Genomic DNA, 19,417 nt, shown 5'->3' with positions numbered 1-19,417 from the left:
TAAGCAAAAAACAGCCGCCCGAAAGCGGCTGTTGGGTTGAGCATCACGATTACTGAGAAACAGTCGTTGTGGTGCCAGTGGTACCAGTAGTACCGCTGTCGCCCGCTGCTGCAACCACTGAACCGACTGCTGCTACAGCGGCAGTGCCGGCTGCAACTGCACCGATGCCTAGACCACCAAATGCAGCTGAACCTGCACCTGCAGCACCTGCCGCGCCTGCTCCTGCAGCGCCAGCAGTACCGGCTGTGCCTGCGCTTGCTGAAGTGGCAGCACCGCTTGCGCTAGCACTTGCACTGCTGCTACCTGCTGCGGTTGAGCTTGACGCTTCACCGGCAGCCATGGCGCTTGCAGCAAACAGCATGGCAATAATGCCCGTTGCTACTTTTTTCATAATTCTCTCCATGGAAGATTTGCTTAAACAACGTCTACTAATGCAGACAGAGCATTAACCTAACGATTTAACTTTAGCTTGTAAATGCAAAGTCTACGTCTTTTGCGCATTCTGCCATAAATATCGATAAGTTACAGCAGTATTATATCTTGCGGTCGGGCTTTGAGATGAAATCTGGTGGGGTTTATTTCATTCACTAATGTCTGTATTATCCGCACTCTGACATGACTGGGCATAGACCCAGTACCACTTTTTGTCAAAAAAATTGGCTGTTTATTGTTCGATTTGACTCTGCAAATGCATGTGAAAAAGCACTTTTGTCAAGAAGACAACAATAACAAGCCTTTGAATTAAAAGTATTTCAGCGGAATAAACAACAAAAATTAGGATGACGTTGTGCTAAAACCTATTTGTTTTGTCGCTATGAGCTCACTGGCTCTGGCAGGATGTACAATGCCGGGTTCTCATTTTGATCCGAGCGATAAAAATATCGTGGGCCAGCCCGCTGAGGATTTATCTACTCAGGTAAATATCTATCCACTGACTCCGTCTTATATCAAGCAGCTTAATAGCCAGCGTGCTCGCGCGCTAGCGCAGGTGAATCCTGAACTGGATTCACAAATTCAAAACTATGAATATCGCATTGGTCCCGGTGATGTCCTGAATGTCACTATTTGGGATCACCCTGAGCTGACCATTCCAGCGGGCTCGTACCGTAGCTCGGCTGAAGCAGGTAACTGGGTACATGCTGATGGCACCATTTTCTATCCATACATCGGTCAAGTTGCCGTCGCGGGTAAAACGGTACAAGAAGTGCGCGATGATATTGCTAAGCGTCTGGCGACTTATATTGAAAAACCGCAAGTTGATGTCAACGTGGCGGCGTTTCGCTCGCAAAAATCTTATATCACGGGTGAAGTGAAAAAGCCGGGCTATCAGGCGATCACGAATATTCCAACCACCATTTTGGATGCGGTCAACCGAGCTGGTGGGATCACCGAGTTTGCAGATTGGCGCAATGTCACCTTGACCAAACGCGGCGAAGAAGAAAGTGTGTCTTTGTATGCATTAATGCAAAAAGGCGACTTAACCCAAAACCGCCTACTCAAAGACGGTGATATCTTGCACATCCCTCGTAATGATGGCCAGAAAGTCTTTGTGCTTGGAGAAGTGAACGATCCGAAAATGTTGAAGATTGATCGTACCGGCATGAGCTTGACTGAAGCCTTAACCTCTGTGGGTGGCATTGATGAGCTAGAAGCCGATGCAACTGGTATTTTTGTGATTCGTAGTACAGCTCGTCAGACGCCAAACAGCCCACGTTACGACAAATCTGAGCCCGTTGCGGATGTGTTCCAGTTGAATGTTAAAGATGCGACTGCCTTGGCGGTCGGCACTGAATTTGATTTACAACCGTATGATGTGGTCTATGTAACCGCCGCCCCGATTGCGCGTTGGAACCGTGTCATCCGTTCACTACTGCCAACTATCTCTGGCTTTAATGAGCTGACCGAAGGTGCGCTTCGTGTCGATACTTGGCCACGATAAGCGAGTCCGTCATGTTTAATAAGATTCTTGTCGTGTGTGTTGGTAACATCTGCCGCTCTCCAACTGGAGAGCGGCTATTACGCCAAGGCTTACCGACTAAAACCATTTATTCTGCGGGTGTCGGTGCTTTAGTTGGCAAACCGGCCAACGAGCAGGCATCACGTATTGCTGCCAAGCATGGAGTAGATTTAGGCGGCCACGAAGCTCGACAGCTGACCGCATCGATGTGCCATGAATATGATTTGATCCTGGTGATGGAATCGAAGCACAAAGAAGACGTGTGTCGCATCGCTCCTGAAGCCCGAGGGAAGACCATGCTATTTGGTCACTACCTGACGCAAACGAAAGATATTCCAGACCCTTATCGTCAAAGCGATGAGGCGTTTGATTATGCGTACGATTTGATCGCCCAAGCGGCACAAAAATGGTGTGATGTACTGCGTTAACCGGGCCCTCTGCGTTGCTGCAGTGGTCATAACGGGAAAGTGAGTGCCTTAGAGGACCCAAGAGCATAAAATGAACCAAAATATAAAAAATACAGCGTCATCAGACGATGAGATTGATCTAAGTAAACTGCTTGGCCATTTGATTGATGGCAAATGGATAATTGTTGCCTGTACCTTGTTGTTTGCTGTGGTGGGAGTGGCGTTCGCGATCTTAGCGACTCCAATCTACAAAGCCGATGCATTGATTCAAGTCGAGCAAAAAGAAGGTGGCATGTCTTCGCTACTCGGTGAAGGGGCGAGTGGTTTGTTTGCCACCGACAGCTCGGCGAGTACTGAAATTGAGCTGATCCGCTCACGCATGGTGTTAGGCCAAACGGTCGATAAGTTTAATCTTACCACTGTGGCGTCTCCGGACTATTTTCCTCTGGTAGGCAAGGGGCTGGCACGCCTCACTGGCGACCAAAATCAGATCGCGATCAGCCGGTTCGAGATCCCTCAAGATTATCAGCAGCAACCCTTCCATCTAACCGTTGATGCCCCGAGGCAATACTCGCTGTATAACAGTGATGATGAACTTGTTCTGAAAGGGCAAGTGGGCAAAGCGGCAATCAATAACGATTTTCATCTATTTGTTACTGAGCTTACTGCTGACCAAGGTGACTCGTTCACGGTGTCTAAAATGAGCCGTCTGCGCGCCATTAAAGCGATCCAAGACGAGTTGTCCGTCAGTGAGCGTGGTAAGCAAACCGGTATTCTGACGCTTTCCTATCAAGGGGAAGATAAAGCCCTGATTGAAAAAGTGCTCAGCGACATTGCGCAAAACTATTTTATGCAAAACGTGAAGCGTGATGCGGCGGAAGCGGAAAAAAGCTTAGAGTTTTTGAAAGGGCATTTGCCTGGGGTGAAAGCCGAGCTGACGACAGCAGAAAACAAGCTCAACAAATTCCGCCAAGAAAACGACTCGGTTGATTTGTCGCTAGAAGCGAAAGCCTCACTTGACACTATGCTGTCGGTGGAAAAACAGCTCAACGAGCTTACGTTCAAAGAAAGCGAGTTGGCGCAAAAATTCACCAAGGAACACCCGGCCTACTTAGCCTTGTTGGATAAGCGTCAAACCTTGCTGGGCGAGAAAAAGCGTGTTGAAGCCCAAACACAAAAGCTTCCCAAAACGCAGCGTGAAATTTTACGCATGACCCGTGATGTTGAGGTGAATCAAGCCATTTACGTGCAGCTTTTAAACAAGGTGCAAGAGCTCAACATCATGAAGGCGAGTACCGTTGGTAACGTGCGTATTATTGACGATGCGCAAACCTTTGAGCTGCCGGTTAAACCGAAAAAGCCGCTTATTGCTGTGATTGCAACCTTGCTTGGCGGTATGATCGGTGTTGGTGTGGTGCTATTAAAAGCGGCGTTCCATCGTGGTGTTGAAAACCCAGACGATGTTGAAGCCATTGGCTTGCCCGTCTATGCCAGTGTGCCGCTTTCCGAAACCCAGCAAGAGATAGAAAAGAAACGCCAGAAAAAGGCGCTGCATACAGCCGGTGAAAGCTTGCTTGCTTCCGCGAATCCGGCGGACTTGTCTATTGAGGCATTGCGTGGTCTGCGAACCAGCTTGCATTTTGCGATGATGGAAGCCTCAAACAATATCTTGATGTTCTCGGGGCCAAGTCCCGGCATCGGTAAGTCGTTTGTTTCTGCCAATATGGCGGGTGTGTTGGCGAAAAGCGGACAGCGCGTGCTGGTGATTGATGCGGATATGCGCAAAGGCTTCTTGCATCAGCAGTTTAGTAAGAAGGCAGACAACGGACTTTCCGACTATCTAGCTGGCAAGCTCGATATTGACGGCGTTGTGCAAAAGCAGGTCCTAGAAAACTTGGATGTGATGACGCGTGGTCAGGTGCCGCCGAACCCGTCAGAACTACTGATGCATCCGCGTTTTAAAGAGCTGCTCGATTGGGCGAGCGCGCACTACGATATTGTCATTATCGATACACCGCCGGTATTGGCGGTGACAGATGCCGCGATTGTTGGTGCTCACGCGGGAACAACCTTGCTGGTGGGACGCTTTAGTGTGAACCCGATTAAAGAAATTGAAGTCACTAAACAGCGTTTTGAGCAAGCCGGCGTCAACGTGAAAGGCTTCGTGCTCAATGGGGTCGTGCGTAAAGCTGCAAGCACCTACGGTGGGAATTACGGCTACTACAACTACAGCTATCAGTAAGTTACCCCTCTCTATGCAGCAGGCAATGTATTGATGCATTGCCTGTTTTTTCTAACGGAACACTGAACGATTCCGAACAATAACAAATGTTAGACAGCTAGGAGCGAACATGATCAAGCACTGCTTATTCCCTGCAGCAGGCTATGGAACGCGTTTTTTACCGGCCACCAAATCTATGCCTAAAGAAATGATGCCGATTGTGAATAAGCCTTTGATTGAATACGGCGTTGACGAAGCCATTCAAGCTGGCGTAAAACATATGGGCATTGTGACTGGTCGCGGCAAGCATGCCTTGATGGATCATTTCGATAAAAACTACGAACTCGAGCATCAAATCAGTGGCACCAAAAAAGAAGCCTTGCTGACAGACGTGCGTGCGCTGATCCAATCTGCTTCATACACCTATATTCGCCAAAACGAAATGAAAGGGTTAGGCCACGCGATTCTCACGGGCAAACAGTTGGTGGGGGACAATCCGTTCGCCGTCGTGCTTGCTGACGACCTTTGCTTGAATCTTGGTGGTGACACTGTGCTTAAGCAAATGGTGGAGCTATACAACCACTATCGTTGCTCGATTGTGGCGGTGCAACGTGTTCCCGAAACTGAGACGCATAAGTACGGGGTAATTAGCGGCAGTAAGTTAGAATCAGGTTTGTTCCGGGTGGACAACATGGTCGAAAAACCCGCGCCAGAAGAGGCACCGAGTAATATGGCAATCATAGGTCGCTATATTCTGACGCCGGATATTTTTGAGATTTTGGAAAACACGCAGCCAGGCAAAGGTGGCGAAATCCAAATCACTGACGCCTTACTCGAACAAGCGAAACGCGGCTGTGTGCTTGCGTATGAATTTGAGGGCGAGCGATTCGATTGTGGTTCGGTTGAAGGCTACATTGAAGCCACAAATTACGCGTATCAGCATGTATATCTCGGTAAGCCAACCGAAAGCGCTGAGCAAGGCCAAGAGACACCTGTCCCCGCGTAACGCAAGACTCTTCTATTGACCGATTATGGCGCCTTAATGGCGCCTTTTTCATGCTCATTTTATGAGGACAGACACTCTTTCGTCGCTTTTTCGTTTACCGTTTATTGGGACAGACACTCTTATGGCCGCTAATCGCTTATAGGCGCTTATAGGCGCTTATGGGGAGGGACAGGCACTTTTATAAAAGTCGCATATCACTCGAAACTGCGCTTATGGGGACAGACACTTTTATAAAAGTCGCATATCACTCGAAACTGTGGTTTTATCTTGGCTATCTTTCCGGTTAGTAGTCTTATACTAGCGGGCAATTTTAACGACGCCTTGGCGTGATAGAGTGTAATGATAAGGGGGCAATGATGACTAAGCTTTTACTACCAGCATTGGTAGCGATGATGATTACCGGTTGCGTGAGTCAACCCACCTCAGACGTTGTTGATACATTGATAAGCAAGACATGGGTAGTAGAGTATCTAAATAACCAAGGTATCATCGACAACTCACGTATTACGCTAGATTTTAACAATGAAGGGCGAGTAGCCGGTATGGCCAGTTGTAATCGGTATTTTGCAGGCTATTCGATTGATAATCGCGCGATCAAGGTTGAGCAAGCTGCTTCTACGATGATGGCATGCTCCGATGCGTTGATGACGCAAGAAAATCACTTCCTAGATACACTGCAAAGTGTTCACTCTTTTGATATTGATGGCACAGGTGCACTGATACTGAGCGGAGACAACATTCGCATCTTGGCACGCTAGTTTAAGACGGTTCACCGGCTTCTGATGGTGGGCGAATGAGGTAAATAATGACTGATAGGCCTACTAAAAACATCGTCCCCGAGCGTGACCAGCGGCGGTTTGCGGTGTCGGCTAACCGAGGCAAAGCGAGTCATCGTATTCGCTACGTCGAGTCGGGTGGCGCCTCGGTGGATAATGATGAGTGCACATTTTGCCAAGCGGTGCCGAGTGAACCACGGGAAGCAGACAACGAAGCCGAACACGATAATTAACTAAATTAAATTAATAAATTAACGGGACAGGCACTTTTTCTGCTTTTCATTATCTCTCATCCATCGTTTATCGGGCGCAAGATATTCTCGGGACAGGCACCTCACTTTTTCCGCAACGCGCAAAACTGTACTGCCAACACAGACTGTGTGATTTATCTCTCTCTTTGCTAATGACTCCAATATCAATAGTCGATCTTTCTCACATCTGTGATGTTTACAGATGGTGAAACTTTTCTTTCATCTGCATTATTCGTCCATATCGAAACGTTTCGATAGCGTTTTTCCTGAGGGAAAACGCTGATCATAAGAAAACGTGCCAGCGCACAGTGAGCGCTGATTAAGTCCATCGTGAGTGAGAAGGTGATGAATGAATAAGCATGGTTTGCTCCATCCAGAGCTTGCACGGCTCGTAACCCAAATTGGACACACCGATGAATTGACGGTGTGTGATGCGGGGCTGCCGATCCCCAGCTCGGTGACGCGTATTGATTTGGCGCTAACCCAAGGGGTGCCGAGCTTTATGCAGACGGTCGACGCGGTGTTAACTCACACCTGCATTGAGTCGGTGGTGATTGCAGAAGAGTTTGCAGCGGCCAGCCCGGCGCTGCACCAAGCCTTGCTTGCGCGATTAGAGCAAGAGAGTGCTGCGCGTCAGCAGCCGATCACTGTGACCACTATTAGCCACGAGGCGTTTAAAGCACGCACGGTGCAGAGCAAAGCGGTGGTGCGCACCGGAGAGTGCACGCCTTATGCCAATGTGATTTTTCAAGCCGGTGTCACCTTTTAGGTGGGCCTAAGTGAGTAACCACAATGACGCAACCTATATTACAACTCAGCCAAGTCGTAAAAACCTTTCCCGGGGTGCGCGCCCTCGATGAGGCGAGCTTAAATGTCTATCCCGGTGAGGTAATGGCGCTACTCGGCGAGAACGGCGCGGGTAAGTCTACCTTGATGAAGGTCCTCACCGGGATTTATCACGCCGACAGTGGCGACGTGAACTATCAAGGCGAGCCGGTTTCGTTTAAAGGTCCGCGTGATTCACAGCACGCGGGGATCAGTATTATTCACCAAGAGCTCAATTTGATCCCAGAGCTGACCATTGCAGAGAACATCTTTTTAGGCCGTGAGTTTACTAACCGGTTTGGCAAGATTGACTGGAACAAGATGGCGGAAGAAGCCGATAAGCTGTTGGCACGTTTAAATGTGAAAGCCCGCAGCACTGTGCCACTTGGTAGCCTGAGCTTGGGCGAGCAGCAAATGGTGGAAATTGCCAAAGCGCTGTCGTTTGAGTCGCAGGTGATCATTATGGATGAGCCGACCGATGCCTTGACCGACACGGAAACCGCCTCGCTGTTTGCGGTGATCAACGAGCTACGAGCGCAAGGCTGCGGCATAGTTTATATCTCTCACCGTTTAAAAGAAATTTTTGAGATTTGCGATCGGATCACCGTATTACGTGACGGCAAGTTTATTGGTGAGTGTCCCGTGAGTGATACCGATGAAGACGGCCTGATTGAAATGATGGTGGGCCGCAAACTCGCTGAACAATACCCACGAAGTGATGTCACCCCTGATGGAATAAGCCTTGAGGTGGAAAATGTCAGCGGTCACGGGGTAGAAGCGGTGAGTTTTCAGCTGCACCGTAGTGAAATTCTGGGTATATCGGGCCTGATGGGCGCCGGGCGCACGGAATTAATGAAGATTATCTATGGCGCCATGCCGCGTGAAGCCGGCACGATTCGACTGGATGGCAAAGTGATTAACCCCGTGAGCCCACAAGATGCGCTGGCCAATGGGATTGTTTACATCTCTGAAGATCGTAAAGGCGAGGGCTTGGTGCTGGGTTTATCGGTGAAAGACAACATGTCACTCAGTGCACTCGATAAGCTCACGCATTGGGGAAAAATCCAGCCGCGTGATGAAGTGATGGCCGTCGATGATTTTATTCGTCTGTTTAACATAAAAACCCCAAGCCGTGACCAAATCATTGGCAACTTATCGGGCGGGAATCAGCAGAAAGTGGCGATCGCCAAAGGGCTGATGACCAAACCAAAAGTGCTGATCTTGGACGAGCCGACGCGCGGTGTTGATGTTGGCGCCAAAAAAGAAATCTACCAGTTAATTAATCAATTTAAAGCCGAGGGCATGAGCATCATCTTGGTGTCGTCAGAAATGCCCGAAGTGCTTGGCATGAGTGACCGCACCTTAGTGATGCACGAAGGCCGCGTATGCGGTGAATTTGATGCCAAGGACGCTAACCAAGAAACTCTGCTTGCCTGTGCGGTAGGCAAAGATGCCAATGAGGATGCAGCATGAGCTCAAATGCAATGAATAAGTCCCAGCCGTCAGAAGGTGGACGCAAACCCCTGTTTAGCAAAGCGTGGTTGATTGAGCAAAAATCACTCATTGCCCTGCTGGTGCTGATCGTGGTGATGTCATTTTTAAACAGCAACTTTTTCATGGTCGACAACCTGCTTAACATCCTACGTCAAACCTCGGTGAACGCCATTATCGCCGTGGGGATGACATTGGTGATTTTAACCGCGGGTATAGACTTGAGTGTTGGCTCGGTGTTGGCGCTGTGCGGCGCGTTTGCCGCGAGTTTGATTGCAGTCGAAGTACCGGTGCTGGTGGCTGTGCCAACGGCTTTGTTTGCAGGCGCGGCAATTGGTGCCATGACAGGCGTCGTGGTGGCCAAAGGCAAGGTGCAGGCATTTATTGCCACCTTGGTCGCAATGACGCTCTATCGTGGCGTGACCATGGTGTATACCGATGGCCGACCTATTTCCGCGGGCTTTACTGAAACGGCGGACGCCTTTGCCTGGTTTGGTACCGGCTACCTGTTGGGCATTCCTGTCCCCGTGTGGCTGATGGCTATCGTGTTTATCGGCGCTTGGTATCTGCTTAATCACACCCGTTTTGGCCGTTATATTTACGCTCTCGGTGGCAATGAATCGGCGGCTCGGTTGTCAGGCATCAATGTCGATCGGATTAAAATTGGTGTTTACAGCATTTGCGGCATGCTCGCAGCTTTGGCTGGGATCATCGTCACCTCGCGCCTGTCCTCCGGACAACCGACTGCCGGTACAGGCTATGAGCTTGATGCGATTGCCGCAGTGGTGCTGGGCGGCACCAGCCTGATGGGCGGTAAAGGCAAGATCATGGGCACATTGATTGGTGCGCTGATTATCGGCTTTTTGAACAATGCTCTCAACTTGCTGGACGTGTCGTCTTACTACCAAATGATTGCCAAAGCGGTAGTGATTCTGCTCGCCGTGCTGGTGGATAACAAAAACAAATAGCTGTTTGAGACAGCGCTTTTTGCAGAGCTTATTGGGACAGGCACTTTAAGTTAGCGGGACTAAGTTAGAGGGACAGACACTTTAAGTTAACAGGACAGACACTTTTATTTCTGTTGAATTAGCAATTAAAAACAATACCCTACAAACACAAAAGGACTGAACGCATGAAAAAACTGACTACCTTGATTACCACTGCGCTTTTGTCGTCCACGCTGAGCATCAGTGCGCAAGCGGAAGATAGAATGGCAATCGTGGTTTCAACCTTAAACAACCCATTTTTTGTCACCATGAAAGAGGGTGCGGAGCAGAAAGCGCAAGATCTTGGTTATGAGCTCTTGGTGCTTGATTCGCAAAACGACGCCAGTAAAGAGCTATCGAATGTGGAGGATTTAACCATCCGTGGCGTTAAAGCCATTTTGATTAATCCGACTGACTCTGACGCGGTCTCGAACGCCATTCGTATTGCAAATCGCGCGGACATTCCGGTTATCACCCTAGACCGTGGCGCGAGTCGAGGGGACGTGGTGAGCCATATTGCTTCTGATAACGCTCAAGGGAGTAAAATGGCGGCGGAATACATCATCGGCAAAGTCGGTGAGCGCGCCAAAGTGATCCAACTTGAGGGTATTGCTGGCACGTCAGCAGCACGCGAGCGTGGTGAAGGCTTTATGGATGCCATTGAAGGTACCGACGTTGAACTGCTCGCCAGTCAGCCGGCGGATTTTGACCGCACCAAAGGTCTGAACGTGATGGAAAATCTGCTTGCCGCACACCCAGATGTGGAAGCGGTATTCGCCCAAAACGATGAAATGGCATTTGGCGCGTTGCGCGCGGTGCAGGCATCAGGCAAAGATGTCACCATTGTGGGTTTTGATGGCACCAAAGATGGTATTGCGGCCGTTGAGCGTGGTCAACTGGCAGCCACTATTGCCCAGCAACCGGGTATGATTGGCGAATTGGGTGTTGAAACTGCCGATAAGGTGCTGAAAGGCGAGTCGGTAGACAGCTACATCCCTGTACCGCTAAAAGTGATTAGCCAAGAAACGATCGCTGAATAAGCCGTCAGGGAAACGTATAGTGAGCACCATCGGGTTCGCACTGGGTGGTGCTTTTTTGATTTAAAAACGGTAAGGAATAGTAATGAGCCGATTGGTTGTTCTTGGCAGCGTCAATGCTGATCATGTTTTACGTGTCCCTCACTTTCCGCGTCCGGGCGAGACATTACACGGCCACGATTATGCCGTAATTGCCGGTGGCAAAGGGGCCAATCAAGCGGTCGCGGCGGTGCGTTGCGGTGCCGATGTTGCCTTTATCGCCAGCGTGGGTGATGACTCATATGGACAAAATATTCGTCAATCTTACGCGCAAGAGGGGATGGATGTCAGTGCGATAAAGGTACAGCCTGATACGCCGACTGGGATTGCGATGATCCAAGTGACTGATCAAGGTGAGAACAGTATTGCGCTTTCGGCAGAAGCCAATGCGGCTTTGACAGCAGAGACCATCACCGCCGATCTCGACAAAATAGCTGAGGCTGACTATTTGCTGATGCAGTTAGAAACGCCGATGTGTGGTATCGAAAAGGCGGCGTTTCATGCCAAAGCGGCAAAGACTCACGTGGTGCTTAATCCCGCCCCAGCCGCACCGCTGAGCGACGTGCTTCTCACCGTGGTCGATATTATTACCCCGAATGAAACAGAAGCCCAAAGCCTGACCGGTATCGCGGTAACTGATACTGCCAGTGCGCAAGCGGCTTCGGACGTGCTCCATGAAAAAGGGGTAGGGATTGTAATGATCACCCTCGGCAAACAAGGCGTGTGGCTGAGTGAAAAAGGCGAACAAGCGGGCCAGCTTATTCCTGGGTTCCGTGTCGATGCCGTCGATACCACTGCCGCTGGCGATACCTTTAATGGAGCATTGGTGACAGGACTGATAGAGGGACAGACACTTTATCAGGCGATTCGCTTTGCGCATGCCGCGGCGGCATTATCCGTAACTCAGCGTGGCGCACAAACCTCGATTCCTTCTCGTGCAAATGTTGAGGCGTTTTTGGCCCACCAAGATGCTTAATCGTTATTTTACCTTAGTCAGCGGAGCGCGATAAATGGCGACCATGAAAGATATTGCCAAACGGGCGGGCGTGTCGACATCGACGGTCAGTCATGTCATTAACAACACCCGTTATGTGAGTGAGGCCATTGCTGAGAAGGTAAACCAAGCCGCGAAAGAGCTTAACTATTACGCTCCGTCGGCGTTGGCGCGCAGCCTGAAAGTGAATCGTACTAAAACCTTTGGCATGCTGGTGACCACTTCCACCAATCCGTTTTTTGGCGAGGTAGTAAAAGGCGTCGAGCGCAGCTGTTACCACAATGGCTACAGTTTGATTTTATGCAACACGGAAGGCGACGCTGAGCGTATGCGTGCTTCAGTTGATACGCTGTTGCAAAAGCGGGTCGATGGCTTGATTTTGATGTGCTCGACCTTGGAAGGTGAGCGGATTGAAGGCTTTGATCGTTATCCGGATATTCCCGTGGTGGTAATGGATTGGGGACCGATTGATTTTGCCTGCGATAAAATGCAAGACAATTCCTATCAAGGCGGCTATTTAGCGACCCAGCACTTGATTGACTGTGGCCATCGCCAGATTGGTTGTATCAGTGGTCCTTTGCTTAAACAACAAGCACAGCGGCGTTTTCAAGGCTTTAAAGATGCGCTGCGTGATGCTGGACTTACTGAGAACGCTGATTGGATGGTAGAAGCGGACTTTGAGTGTGAAGGCGGCTATCAAGGCATGCAAGCGATCGCTGCGAGCGGCTCCTTGCCGAGCGCGATTTTTGCAGGCAATGATATGATGGCGATGGGCGCGATCAATGCTGCTAATGCACTCGGCATTCGGGTACCCGAGGATCTTTCTATCATGGGATACGATGACATCCACCTCGCAAAATTTGTCTCGCCCTCCCTGACCACCATCCACCAGCCCAAGTACCGTCTCGGTCAAGCGGCCGTCGAAACGCTACTCCACAAACTGGATGACCCTCAAAGTGATAGCCAAACTGTGCAGCTCGAGCCAACGTTAGTGGTGCGCGAGAGTGTGAAGCGGGTATAGCTACCGGGCGAGCTATAACTAAGCTATCGGGAGCTATCGGGAGCTATCGGGAGCTATCGGGGACAGGCACTTTAAGCTAACGGAACTAACGGAACTAACGGGACAGACACTTTTGAACACTCGGGGGACAGTCACTTATATGATTGCCCTAGCGGTGTAAGGGTGAAGCCGTTATGATGCCTGTCCTCAATGATCAACCGGTAAATCGCCTCGTTATGTTTTCAATTGTCGACCAAAACCAACACTTTGTGGTGATCAACAAGCACCACGGCGTTAGCGTGCAAAAAGAAGCCGATCACGCGGCACTGCTGCCGGCGGTCGCGGCGCTCATTGGGGTTGAGAAAGTCTACCTTGTGCATCGGTTAGATAAGATGACATCGGGCTTGCTGCTGCTGGCAACCTCTTCGCATGCGGCGTCTGTCCTCTCAGGGTTGTTTGCTTCGCGCGAGATAGAAAAGTTCTATTTGGCATTAAGTGCCAAAAAGCCGCGTAAGAAGCAGGGGCTGATCGTTGGGGATATGACGAAGGGACGGCGAGGTAGCTGGAAATTGTTAGCCAGCAAAGATAACCCGGCGAGAACGCGTTTTACCTCTATTGCTGGTGGTGAGGGGCGGCGACTTTTCCTCTGTCGGCCTTACACAGGCAAAACCCATCAAATTCGCGTGGCGATGAAAAGCATTGGTTCTCCGCTTATCGGTGATGATTACTATGGCGGCGAGCCTGCCGATCGTGGCTACTTACACGCTTATGGACTGCAATTTACGTGTCGTTTTTCCGACGATCAGCCTGAAACACGCTATCGCTATGTGCTGCCCCCGAGCCAAGGCGAGTTGTGGCCAGCCTTACCAGTAGAGTGGGAGCAGCCTTGGCACTTAATTAGCTAGCACACCCGGGGGCATCGATAGCGTTTTTGAGGATTTGTCGGCCGCGGGTGTCGCGAACCAAAATGGTATAGCTGATACCAATGTCTAACATGCTGCGGATATCGTTATCCTCGCAATATCGACGTTTTAAGCCGGAAAAGAGCTGCCCCGGTGCTTTTTTGGCATTCTTCTCCAGAAGTGTCAGCTCGATGATGGCATCTTGCGCACGAGCGCGAACCAGTGAGTAGCCTTCAATATCCATCGGCAGTAACTGTGCAATCATGTCGGCACGTTGGATTGCGGCTTCTGCGGCTTTATCATGCTGGGTGCTACTACAGGCACTGAGCACTAGCCCCAGGCAGGCCATCATCAGTATTTTTACATATTGCATTAGGCAGGATCCTGAGGAAGTACTTTTTTGAAAGGTTTAACGGTCACGTCTGCATAGACGCCAGCGGCTACATAAGGGTCTTTGTCAGCCCAGGCTTGGGCGGCTGATAATGACTCAAACCAAGCAATAACGGTCGACCCCGTAAACCCAGCTTCGCCCGGCTCGTCGCTATCAACGGCAGGGTTTGGTCCTGCAATCATCAAGCGGTTTTCTTTTTCCAGTTGGCGTAAGCGCTCAAGGTGTGCGTCACGCGCTTGCTTGCGTAGCGGTAGGCTGTTCTCTACGTCTTGCGAATAGATGAGATACCACATCGTCATTGTCCTTGCTAGATGTTAATAACCACTAGGATACAGAGTCCAGATTTCTGAGTACAGTGTATTAGTGAGTGTATTGGGGGGACAGGCACTTAAGCATCTAAAGTGTCTATCCCACGATCTACCTAGTCGAAAATAGGTGGTACTTCTTCTTTTAATCTCTGATTCACTTCGTTCTTATCAAAGAATTTTGCGTCCCAGTCCTGCATGTTAAAGAGGTCCAGGATCTCTCGATCATCGTCGTTGAGTGGAGCGCGTTTTGAGAGTCTGAGTAGGTCTTTGTATCTGTCTATACCGCCGCAATCTTCTGGCGGGCATACGCCATTACCTGCCGTGACTTTAGGCTGCGTGTAATTGCGGGTATTCAGTTTCTCAAGGGTGATGGTGTGGTGCCAGTTATCACCAAAATCATACACATACGCGATGGTGTCTCCGGGTTCTCGCAGTACTGCCCCAATGGGTAAATACGCCGCTTGGGTATCGGATTCATCGTCAAGGTCAATATGACCAAAGGGTGTGATGAACATGGCAAGGTGTTGGTGCTCCCAACCCATAATAGCCTGAATGTAATCGTGTAGCGCGATAAAAGGTAAGGCGTTTGAAATGGTAAAACGGCGCCATATTTTGGGACGGCTATTATCGAGCTCAATGTGCAGTACGATGCCTTGGGGGCGTTCTATTTCCTGCGGGCCGTGCGCCATCGGGTGATACTCCGCTTGCTGTTGTATACTCAGCTCTGTGAGTTGGTCGAAAAGCGGAAAGGTTTTTCTCATGCGATCAGGTGCTTGCAACGCATACGCTGCGGCAAATATAAATAGGTTGCTCGGTGAGAACGGTGTGCTTTCTTGTTTGCTGTAATGCGTGATTAGCCCACTCAACGCGAGTGCTTTGATATAGGGGTCAGGGTGTTCGAGATAATAGCGGTTCCGGACTTTGCGTATGCTCTCCAGGGCTGGGTCGATCGATTCAGCGATCGTCCATGTCTCTATCAATGGGGTATTGACTAACAGTTTGCTGGATCGATGTCCTCGCGCTATCGCGTCGGGATGTTCTCCTGGGAAGTCACACGTGGAGGCGAGTTTATCTAATGAGAACGGTTGCGGCTCGGTCCATTGGGACGGGAGAAGCGCCAACATATGTAGCGTGTCAGGATCGAGGACCTCATGCTGTTCGTCCAGGGCCCAACAAAGTATGTGTCGCAATATATTGGGATGGCATTGAACGACGTCGACAGCGGTGTCCATTTCTGCGGTCATTTTTTTATATTGCACAGTGTCGACGGGATTGGTATCAAAATAGCTATCCACTAAACCGAAACCTAAGCGAAAAACGCCACCGAATACGTGTGCATTTTTAGTCGTTGGGTCGATGAGCAGTCCGTTAAATAGTATGGCATGGTTGCCGTCTGGATAGGACAGGTAAAGCTCGGTCACTTGATGTTGTTCTGCTTGTTTGCTGTATTGCATGGCTGACTTTTGCCACGCTGGTAGGTGATTTTTTACGCTATCGTGACCAAAGCGCTGGATTAGGGTCAGGTATTGACGCTGACCAAGGGACTCCCATCTTTTTGCTGGAAGGCTACTGAGTACACTCGCTGCGCTGTCGGCGACTTTAGGCTCGGGATTGAGGCTCAAAAGCAAAAGCGCATCAATTGACCAAGGTTGACGGCTCATCATCGTGAGCAGCCCTTGAACCTCCTGTTCGGTGAAAAAGATAAGCTCACCGCCCACAAACTGACAAAAAGCAAGCCCAGTGTCGACGCCAAATTTATTGAGGTCAGCGACAAGATTCTCGGTAACCTTTTCAGGGTCTTGTGCCAATTGTTCTTGTTGCTTAGTGATCGGCTGCTGACTGCGCTCACGCACTTTCATAATGATCGCATCGTCGACATGCAGTTTAAGGTGTTTCATGCATCTGATGATTTCTCTGGTGAGCATCAAGTTAATTTGAGCATCGTCTAGCTCAAGTGCGTTAGTGAGTATTTCATTCGCGATATTGATGATTTCAGAGACGTCATTACTACGCGAATAAATACGTAGGTCATTGGCCATTTGTGAAAAGTAATCGACAAAAAGCTCCTCTTGGCTTTCGTCGAATGTCGTTGATAGTGATAGACCAATCGGTAGCGCGGCAATAAACGACTCTGGTGAACCATTTATCAACTGACGTTGATCTGCGCTGATATCGGTGATGGGCGTGTAGTGTTGGATAGCCTCAAGGAGCGCTTGCGCAGACGGTGGAAGTTCCATGTTCTTGGCCTAGGTTGAGATTAATTAATTGTTTAAGCGTACAAAAAATCACTCTGAAACACGACTGCTTTTTGTTGGGACAGACATGGTACGTCTGATATGTCTGGTATCGATCGAACCGAGCCATCTGGGACAATTATCAGTATTGCGAATGTGCCTGTCCCAACAAGCTCTAAAATCAAACCTGAATGTCTCTTTACCTTCCTGTTACTGGAAGGCTTATTCTTCTGGGAAAACGGTCAGGAGATAATATGGGATGTTGTAATCAACCCCCGGAAGGTGGAGCTAAAGGGCTAAAGCCGCTCTTAAAAGCGGTAGGTGTTTTGTTCGTGTTTATAATGGTGCTGGCTTATTGGGTAGGGTAGATTTTCGGGCTAGTATGACGATTCCCTTACGCATTGATGCGTGTTTTAGTGCTAGCCTCAACGATTTGGGATCATGACGCCTGTCATGCGTTTTAGGCCCAGTGTCGGTAATACGGCTTGGATACTCGACAGTGAGCCCACAACATTTCCGCACTCTAAACGAGCGCATGTGGCCAGCCAGGTTTCACTCGACATATTCAGCTGTGTGAGTAGGGGAGGCCGCTGATTTGAGCCCGCGTCTTGTCTCTTGTGGCAGGTCCATTCAACAAGTGCTAAATAGTCCATTAGCCGAAACGGAATGCCGTCGGGCATAGATTTCCTCGGATTTCCTGCAAAGGCGAATAAGCCTGCTGGGGTCGCTTTATTTTGCTCGAGTGATTCAAGTCGCTTTTTTATCGATGTATAATTCGAATGCTTGGGCTGTTTGGCGATACCTGCTCTCACGGGGTTTAAATCGACATAGGCCATTGCCGCAGCAAGAGCTTTGTCATCCAACAAGGCCTGACTTTTAAAGCGTCCCTCCCAAAAATGCCCTGAACATTGATCCTCTCGGTTCGCTTGCGTCGAAATATATTGATTAAGCAGCTTCATAAACCAGCTGACAGACATCAAACGTTCGCGCCAGTTCTCAATGATCCGACAGCACGCTTTGTACTCCGATTTGGAGAGGGATTCTCCCTGACGAAAACGCTGGATGAGTACCGGAGCCTGGTGAAAGGCTAGCCAGCGGTCGATAACGTCGGTATTTGTCAGGGATTGGGCGGCTTTTGCATTGATATGTAGGACAACGTGATAGTGATTGCTCATAATGGCGTAAGCGCAGATATCGATGCAAAAAGCTTTGGCTAGTGTAAGTAAACGCGTTTCTATCCATGCGCGACGATGCTCATAGCTTTTTTGCGACTGAGCATCATAGCCGCACAGGAAAGAGCGGCGCACGCAGCGTGAGACGCAATGATAATAGGGTGTGGCTGATAGGTTCACTAAAGATGCGCGAGCTTTGGTCATCGTCAGTCCCTTTTGGTATATGGGTATATGTAAAAGGTACTGTATAAATGAACAGCCATCATCTTTTCTGGCCTGGTTTTTCGTGACAGTACAAGAAATACTGTAACTGTGAGATTGGTTAGTTACTAAAGGCGTCTGTCCCGATTAGTAAACAACGGGGACAAAGTAAACAACGGGGACAGGCGAGCTATAAAGCAAACTACCAGGACAGTCACCAAGAGGTGTTTGTATCCGGCGAAAACTAAAAGTGCCTGTCCCTGGAAAGGAAACTTAGTAGGGACATGTGTAAAGGTGCCTGTCCCCGCAGGAAATCCCCACAGGAAATCACGTTGAATAAAAGTGCCTGTCCCCACAAAGAGAAGCTGCCATAAGAAGTTAGGCAGGGGCGCCGCTGTGAAAGCGGAATTGGTTGTCGGGCGCTTGGATCAACTCGGCTTCGCGCTCGCCGATGGCTTGAATGCGGTCGCGAATGTCTTCGCCGGCGATGGTTTCTGCGAGCGTCAGGTAATCTTGATAATGGCGTGCTTCCGAGCGCAGTAGCGAGATGTAGAACTTTTGTAGTTCATCATCGAGGTGTGGGGCGACTTTGGCAAAGCGCTCGCAGGAACGTGCTTCAATGTAGGCGCCAATAATCAGTTTATCGACCAAGGTTGCCGGTTCGTGAGTACGTGCCGCGCGCATTAATCCTTTGGCGTAGCGACCTGCTTCTAACGGTTGATAAGGAATACCGCGTGCGTCCATGATTTCAATCACTTGCTCAAAATGATGAAACTCTTCTTTGATTAACCGGACCATTTTATCAATCAAGGCTTGGCCGTGGGCAAAGCCGGCTTTAGGGGTTAAAGGCGCGCTGAGGCCGTTTTTGCGCGCGTGGAAGATCCCATCGCGAATGCGGCGATAAACAAAGTCTTCATAGGGTTTGGCCCATGCCAGCAGTTGCTCGCCACTCGCCGCGTCGACTGCATATTTACGGATCAGCCACATCGCGGTTTGGCTGGCTTTTAATTCGCAGTTTGCGTGATCGCGCAAAAGAATCGATTGATTGTCAGGCTGAATGGCCGCGTCAATCCAACTGTCGGGGGTTTGACAGTGCAGAAAACCATGAATAGGGGTGAGTAGGGTATTAATTTCTTGGCGTAGCATGCCGGAAACACTCTCAGACTGACAACAATGGCTGGGCATTATAAACAGATGGGATGCGAGCGCAAAGAGCTGG

The 19,417-nt window shown here is 49.7% G+C and carries 19 protein-coding genes; 13 read left to right on the top strand and 6 right to left on the bottom strand.

The window, feature by feature from the left end; all coding sequences use genetic code 11:
- Nucleotides 1-49 precede the first annotated feature (49 nt).
- A complete protein-coding gene (locus N7E60_RS09345) occupies nucleotides 50-391 on the bottom strand; it encodes a hypothetical protein (protein WP_167314604.1) in 342 nt (113 codons plus the stop codon).
- A 423-nt stretch (nucleotides 392-814) separates the two neighbouring features.
- Between N7E60_RS09345 and N7E60_RS09340 the strand changes: the two genes are divergently transcribed.
- The 13 genes from N7E60_RS09340 to N7E60_RS09280 all read left to right on the top strand — a co-directional run bounded on the left by N7E60_RS09340 (nucleotide 815) and on the right by N7E60_RS09280 (nucleotide 13,895).
- On the top strand, nucleotides 815-1,939 hold the full coding sequence (locus N7E60_RS09340) for a polysaccharide export protein (protein WP_077456024.1): 1,125 nt from the start codon (nucleotides 815-817) through the stop codon (nucleotides 1,937-1,939).
- 11 nt (nucleotides 1,940-1,950) lie between these two features.
- Nucleotides 1,951-2,385, top strand: coding sequence for an arsenate reductase/protein-tyrosine-phosphatase family protein (locus tag N7E60_RS09335; RefSeq protein ID WP_269597294.1), 435 nt, complete (start codon nucleotides 1,951-1,953; stop codon nucleotides 2,383-2,385).
- Nucleotides 2,386-2,455: 70 nt separating this feature from the next.
- A complete protein-coding gene (locus tag N7E60_RS09330; RefSeq protein WP_269597293.1) occupies nucleotides 2,456-4,606 on the top strand; it encodes a polysaccharide biosynthesis tyrosine autokinase in 2,151 nt (716 codons plus the stop codon).
- 109 nt (nucleotides 4,607-4,715) lie between these two features.
- Nucleotides 4,716-5,591 (top strand): UTP--glucose-1-phosphate uridylyltransferase GalU, encoded by an 876-nt coding sequence (galU, locus tag N7E60_RS09325; RefSeq protein WP_269597292.1) that lies wholly within the window; start codon nucleotides 4,716-4,718, stop codon nucleotides 5,589-5,591.
- A gap of 353 nt (nucleotides 5,592-5,944) precedes the next feature.
- Nucleotides 5,945-6,349 (top strand): META domain-containing protein, encoded by a 405-nt coding sequence (locus N7E60_RS09320; protein WP_269597291.1) that lies wholly within the window; start codon nucleotides 5,945-5,947, stop codon nucleotides 6,347-6,349.
- Between the two features lie 47 nt (nucleotides 6,350-6,396).
- The gene (locus tag N7E60_RS09315; protein ID WP_269597289.1) at nucleotides 6,397-6,600 is read left to right on the top strand and encodes a hypothetical protein; all 204 of its coding nucleotides are present in this window, start codon (nucleotides 6,397-6,399) and stop codon (nucleotides 6,598-6,600) included.
- Between the two features lie 367 nt (nucleotides 6,601-6,967).
- A complete protein-coding gene (gene rbsD, locus N7E60_RS09310) occupies nucleotides 6,968-7,387 on the top strand; it encodes a D-ribose pyranase (RefSeq protein WP_269597287.1) in 420 nt (139 codons plus the stop codon).
- Between the two features lie 23 nt (nucleotides 7,388-7,410).
- On the top strand, nucleotides 7,411-8,916 hold the full coding sequence (gene rbsA / locus N7E60_RS09305) for a ribose ABC transporter ATP-binding protein RbsA (protein ID WP_269597286.1): 1,506 nt from the start codon (nucleotides 7,411-7,413) through the stop codon (nucleotides 8,914-8,916).
- Nucleotides 8,913-9,902: a ribose ABC transporter permease gene (rbsC, locus tag N7E60_RS09300; RefSeq protein WP_269597285.1), complete on the top strand. Its 990-nt coding sequence runs from the start codon at nucleotides 8,913-8,915 to the stop codon at nucleotides 9,900-9,902. Before rbsA ends, rbsC begins: the two co-directional genes overlap by 4 nt.
- Before the next feature lie 164 nt (nucleotides 9,903-10,066).
- Nucleotides 10,067-10,960 carry a ribose ABC transporter substrate-binding protein RbsB gene (gene rbsB / locus N7E60_RS09295; RefSeq protein ID WP_269597284.1) on the top strand — a complete coding sequence of 298 codons (894 nt, stop codon included), beginning with the start codon at nucleotides 10,067-10,069 and terminating at the stop codon, nucleotides 10,958-10,960.
- A gap of 82 nt (nucleotides 10,961-11,042) precedes the next feature.
- On the top strand, nucleotides 11,043-11,972 hold the full coding sequence (gene rbsK, locus N7E60_RS09290) for a ribokinase (protein WP_269597283.1): 930 nt from the start codon (nucleotides 11,043-11,045) through the stop codon (nucleotides 11,970-11,972).
- A gap of 34 nt (nucleotides 11,973-12,006) precedes the next feature.
- Complete coding sequence (locus N7E60_RS09285) at nucleotides 12,007-13,011, top strand: substrate-binding domain-containing protein (protein ID WP_269597282.1); 1,005 nt, start codon at nucleotides 12,007-12,009, stop codon at nucleotides 13,009-13,011.
- A gap of 215 nt (nucleotides 13,012-13,226) precedes the next feature.
- A complete protein-coding gene (locus tag N7E60_RS09280) occupies nucleotides 13,227-13,895 on the top strand; it encodes a TIGR01621 family pseudouridine synthase (protein WP_269598570.1) in 669 nt (222 codons plus the stop codon).
- Here the strand turns inward: N7E60_RS09280 and gspS2 are convergent.
- From gspS2 to miaE, 5 genes are all read right to left on the bottom strand, one after another.
- Complete coding sequence (gene gspS2, locus N7E60_RS09275; protein ID WP_269597280.1) at nucleotides 13,888-14,265, bottom strand: type II secretion system pilot lipoprotein GspS-beta; 378 nt, start codon at nucleotides 14,263-14,265, stop codon at nucleotides 13,888-13,890. The genes N7E60_RS09280 and gspS2 overlap by 8 nt on opposite strands.
- Entirely contained in the window at nucleotides 14,265-14,576 is a 312-nt protein-coding gene (locus tag N7E60_RS09270) for a YciI family protein (protein WP_069589532.1), read from the bottom strand. The genes gspS2 and N7E60_RS09270 overlap by 1 nt, the downstream gene beginning before the upstream one ends.
- A gap of 128 nt (nucleotides 14,577-14,704) precedes the next feature.
- Nucleotides 14,705-16,828, bottom strand: coding sequence for a plasmid pRiA4b ORF-3 family protein (locus N7E60_RS09265; RefSeq protein WP_269597279.1), 2,124 nt, complete (start codon nucleotides 16,826-16,828; stop codon nucleotides 14,705-14,707).
- 422 nt (nucleotides 16,829-17,250) lie between these two features.
- On the bottom strand, nucleotides 17,251-18,201 hold the full coding sequence (locus N7E60_RS09260; protein WP_269597278.1) for a transposase: 951 nt from the start codon (nucleotides 18,199-18,201) through the stop codon (nucleotides 17,251-17,253).
- A 375-nt stretch (nucleotides 18,202-18,576) separates the two neighbouring features.
- Entirely contained in the window at nucleotides 18,577-19,344 is a 768-nt protein-coding gene (gene miaE, locus N7E60_RS09255; protein ID WP_269597277.1) for a tRNA isopentenyl-2-thiomethyl-A-37 hydroxylase MiaE, read from the bottom strand.
- Nucleotides 19,345-19,417: the final 73 nt, after the last annotated feature.

It is taken from the genome of Salinivibrio proteolyticus, from assembly GCF_027286365.1.
GTDB lineage: Bacteria > Pseudomonadota > Gammaproteobacteria > Enterobacterales > Vibrionaceae > Salinivibrio > Salinivibrio proteolyticus.
Note: the sequence above shows the minus strand (reverse complement) of the source record. Positions and strands in the feature narration are given on the sequence as shown.